Raw genomic sequence first — 4,186 nt, forward strand, 5'->3', positions numbered from 1 at the left:
CGGCCCGGACGATGCGGCCGAGTTCGGCCGCGGCGGCGCGCAGCCGGTGGGCGTCGAAGCCCGAATAGCCGAGCACCAGGCCCTGGCGGGGCGGGGCGGCCAGGTAGTGCGGGCTGACGGGCTTGACGACCAGTCCCTGCCGGCGCGCCGCCTCGGTCACGGCGATGTCGGAAAGGCCGTCGCGCAGATGGACGACGAGCTGGATGCCGCAATCGGGCACCTCGACGTCGACGAGATCGCCGAGATGGCGGCTCATGGCCTCGACGACCACGTCGCGCGCCTCTTTGTAGCGCTGGCGCATGCGGCGGATGTGGCTGACGAGCAGGCCCTGGCGCATGAACTCCGCCGTCATGGCCTGCTGAAGGGTCGGCGGCGAGCGGTCGGAGAGGAAACGGGCGCCGCGGAAGACGTCGACGAGCTGGTGCGGCACCACGGCGAAGCCGAGCCTGATGCCGGGGAACAGCACCTTGCTGAGGGTGCCGACATAGACGACGCAGCCGTTGCGATCGAGGCCCTGGAGCGAGGCCAGCGGCCGGCCGGCATAGCGGAACTCGCTGTCGTAATCGTCCTCGATGATCCAGGCGCCGGTCTGCGCCGCCCAGGCGAGCAGGTCGAGGCGGCGCGCCATGCTCATGACCGCGCCGGTCGGATACTGGTGCGACGGGGTGATGTAGGCCGCCCGCGCGCCGGCGGCCGCGGCCATGCCGGCGGCGACGTCCAGACCCGCCTCGTCCACCGGCACCGGCACGAGCGCGGCACCGGCCGCCGCCAGCGCCTCGCGCGTCGCGCCGTAGCCGGGATCCTCGATCCAGACGGGGTCGCCGGGATCGAGCAGCGTGCGGATCGACAGGTCGATCGCCTGCTGGGCACCGGAGAGCACGACGACCTGGTCCTCGTCGCACCGGACGGCGCGGGCGGCGCGCAGATAGGCGGCGATCTCGCGGCGGAGCGCGGGCTCCCCGCTCGGATCGGCATAGGACAGGTTGACCGGGTCGAGACGGCGCATCTGGCCGGCGCCGATGCGCCGCCAGTCCTCCACCGTCCTGGCGTCGACGGAGCAGCAGCCGGCGGCGAACGGCAGGCTGCCCGGCAGCGTCATCCCGGCGGCGAAGCGGCCGTAACGCGCGCCCGCCACCGAGAGGCTGCGGCCCGTGGCGGCACCCGCCGCGCCGGCGGCGGGCGGCGGCGCCAGAACGGCCGCCGGAACCTCGTCCGAGACATAGGTGCCGGAGCCGCCGCGGCCGACCACATAGCCCTCGGCCAGGAGCTGGTCATAGGCGGAGACGACGGAGGTGCGGGAGACGCCGAGCCTGAGGGCGAGGGCGCGGCTCGAGGGCAGCTTGCCGCCGGGCGCCAGCGTGTTGGCGACGATCGCCTCGCGCAGCGCGAGATAGATCTGCTGGAAGAGGGGGCTGTCGCCGGCCGGCTCCAGCGCCAGATGCAGGAGGTCGGACCACGACGCGCGGGACGGCTTGTGTCGCATGGAACGCTCTCCTTGCGAGGGCCCGAGCAACCGCCGTGCCATGGGGAGCATGGCGGGAGGAAGGGGGCGGGGCAAGGGCGGGGGGGGAAGGTGGAGCGGGAACGAGCGATCCGAGCCTACTGCTTAAAACAGTGCTCGCGATGCCATTTGAGAAACTGCGGATGCGGCCGGTCGCGACGATCGGGCGGGGCATGGGCGTAGCCAGTCTGGTTGATAAAGGCTCTCACACCATTCACGTCGTTCGCCTGACGTGAAATGAGGATCTGAAGATCGTCGCTCAAACTGACCAGACCCCTGTCGAACATCCAGTGAGCCGTCCCGGACAAGGCGAGGCCGTTGTTCACGCTATCGGGGCCGCCGGCGTAGACAGCCTGGATATGTGCCGCGTCCACCTCGGCACGGCCTCCACCGTTGATCAACCGCAAGCCTGACAACGCGCACCGCTCGCCGTAGGCACGCAGAACAACCTTTCGGAAGACCCGGTCCCGCACGATCCGCGATGACAGCTGTCGCGTCCGCTCCACTGGTTCGTTGATGAAGGGCACCTGCTCGTCCTCGAAGCCAGCGAGGCGACCCAATACGTCCTCTCGCGGCAAGAGAGATGCCTGATCATCCAGGCCGAAGTCGACGATCCGCGCGAAGTCCTGGGCGGATATGGGCCTTACCGCAGCCTGTGCGCGGCCGGACAATCGTCCCTCGGCGTTGAGAAGACCTGCCTCAATCGGCATTCCGCCCGCGCTAAAGGGGACGGGGCGCGCGAACTCCAGATAGGACCCCGGTTCGATGAGCGCCAGAAACATCGCTGGTGCTTTCGGATCGGGCACAATGTCCTTCACCCGGGCCACTGCGAAATAGCCCCGGCTGCCTGCCAACTTCGTGGGCTGAAGATAGAGGATCCAGTCGCCGACGCTGCCGGCGGCGCGCCCCAAATATTGTTTCGGGAACTGGTACCGTTCCTCAGGAAGATCATCGTAGACCGAATCCGGTCGGTGCATGAAGACGCAGTGGCCCATCCCCCGAGGTTAGACGACGGAACGGGCATTGCGCCAGGTGACTGAACCGGCCGCCCCACCCATTGGGTGCAGGTCACGCGGGAGGCTCGTCTGGGCCGGCTGAGTTGATGGTGTGAAGGTGGCGGAGACGGAGGGATTCGAACCCTCGATACCCTTTTGGGGTATGCTCATTTAGCAAACGAGTGCCTTCAGCCGCTCGGCCACGTCTCCGTTGACGGGTTCTATGCCCGCGCCGCCGGTGATTTGCAAGGCGGCAGGGCGGCCTTGTGGACAGGGGCGCGCCCGCCGCAGGGCCATGCCCCGGGCCGACCGCCATCCTTCACAGCACCGCCGCGCCGAAGCCGGCGCTGTCGGCCAGCGGCTCGGCGATGGCGTCCTCCATCGCCTCCTCGCGCAGCCAGGCGCAGAAGGCGGCGACCTGCGGCTTGGCGGCGCCGGCCCGGGAACGGATCAGGTAGTAGCCGTGGGGGCCGTCCACCTGCCGATCGAAGGGGGCGACGAGGGTGCCGGAGCGGATGGCCTCGTTGATCAGTGGCGAGACGCCGAGGGCGACACCCTGGCCGCTGATCGCCGCCTGGATCATCTGGTCGTAGCGCGAGAAGCGCAGGGAGCCGGCGGGCTTCAGATCCTCGATGCCGAGGGCGGTCATCCAGGTGCCCCAGTCGAACCAGGTGCGGCTGGCGCCGTGATAGTCGAGGTGCAGCAGGGTGTGGTGCCTCAGGTCCTCCGGCGTCAGGAGCGGCGTGGCCGTGTCCGCCACCAGCGAGGGGTGGCAGACGGGAAGGATGTCCTCGGCGAAGAGCTTCTCGGCGTCGGGCGGCGCGCGGTCTGCCTTCGAGTAGCGGATGGCGAGGTCGATCATGCCGCGATCGAGGTCGAGGATGCGGTCGTTGGCGATGATCCGCACATCGATGTGCGGGTTCAGGCGCGTGAAGCGCTTGAGGCGCGGGATCAGCCAGAGCGAGGCGAAGCCGGTGACCGTGGTCACCGCCAGCTGGTTGTCGGAGCCGCGGGCGCGCATCTGGTTGATCGCGCCCTGCAGTCGGTCGAGCACGTCGACGGCGATGCGCTGGAAGGCGCGGCCGTCCTCGGTGAGGGCCAGCGCCCGGTGACGGCGCTCGAACAGCGTCACGCCGAGATGCTCCTCGAGAGTCTTGATCTGGCGGCTGACCGCCGACTGGGTGAGCGCGAGCTCGTCCGCCGCGCGGGTGAAGGAGAGCGTGCGGGCGGCCGCCTCGAACCCCTGGACGAAGCCGAGCGGGGGCAGGTCGTAGCGCTTGCGTGCCATGAGCCAAACTCATCCAGAGTGTGAGATTTGATCGTTTGTGCGATGCGGCAATCCTCCACATTCTAGGCACAGAACGGCGCGGATGTCGCGCCTGCCGTCATCGGTCCCATTCCCGGTGATCATCCAGGGGAGGCCGCCATGGTCTGTCTCGATCCGTCCGTCCGCGTCGATCTCGTGCGGGGAGGCGTGGTGCGCCTGCCCGATGGTCCGGGCACCCGCGTCGTCGCCCTCGCGGGGACCCTTTGGATCACGCTCGAGGACGACCCGCGCGACGTGCTGGTGGAGGCGGGCGCCGCCTTCGTCGTCGACCGGGGCGGGCTGACGCTGGTCTGCGCCATCGCCGGGCCGGCGGCCGTCCTGATCGAGGCGGCGCCGCCTCAGGCGCACGCCCCTGTCGACGAG

4 protein-coding genes and 1 tRNA gene are annotated in these 4,186 nt (G+C 69.6%); 1 reads left to right on the forward strand and 4 read right to left on the reverse strand.

Features of this window, described 5'->3' with window-relative positions; translation table 11 throughout:
* The 4 genes from pdxR to gcvA form a co-directional block, all read right to left on the reverse strand.
* Nucleotides 1–1,483, reverse strand: a 1,483-nt coding sequence (pdxR, locus tag ACT6XY_RS22465; RefSeq protein ID WP_444750528.1) for a MocR-like pyridoxine biosynthesis transcription factor PdxR, incomplete at its 3' end; no start/stop codon positions are given.
* A gap of 116 nt (nt 1,484–1,599) precedes the next feature.
* Nucleotides 1,600–2,496 (reverse strand): HNH endonuclease, encoded by an 897-nt coding sequence (locus tag ACT6XY_RS22470; protein ID WP_444750529.1) that lies wholly within the window; start codon nt 2,494–2,496, stop codon nt 1,600–1,602.
* Between the two features lie 119 nt (nt 2,497–2,615).
* Nucleotides 2,616–2,706, reverse strand: a tRNA-Ser gene (locus ACT6XY_RS22475).
* Between the two features lie 109 nt (nt 2,707–2,815).
* Nucleotides 2,816–3,784, reverse strand: coding sequence for a transcriptional regulator GcvA (gene gcvA / locus ACT6XY_RS22480; RefSeq protein WP_444750530.1), 969 nt, complete (start codon nt 3,782–3,784; stop codon nt 2,816–2,818).
* 138 nt (nt 3,785–3,922) lie between these two features.
* Here gcvA and ACT6XY_RS22485 point away from each other — a divergent pair.
* On the forward strand, nt 3,923–4,186 hold a 264-nt coding region (locus ACT6XY_RS22485; RefSeq protein ID WP_444750531.1), incomplete at its 3' end, for a DUF2917 domain-containing protein.

It is taken from the genome of Phreatobacter sp., from assembly GCF_052440005.1.
Taxonomy (GTDB): Bacteria; Pseudomonadota; Alphaproteobacteria; order Rhizobiales; family Phreatobacteraceae; genus Phreatobacter.

Excerpts from the sequence above, each read along its gene's own strand:
- gcvA (WP_444750530.1), bottom strand. The coding sequence starts at position 3,784 with ATGGCACGCAAGCGCTACGACCTGCCCCCGCTCGGCTTCGTCCAGGGG.
- ACT6XY_RS22470 (WP_444750529.1), bottom strand. The coding sequence starts at position 2,496 with ATGGGCCACTGCGTCTTCATGCACCGACCGGATTCGGTCTACGATGAT.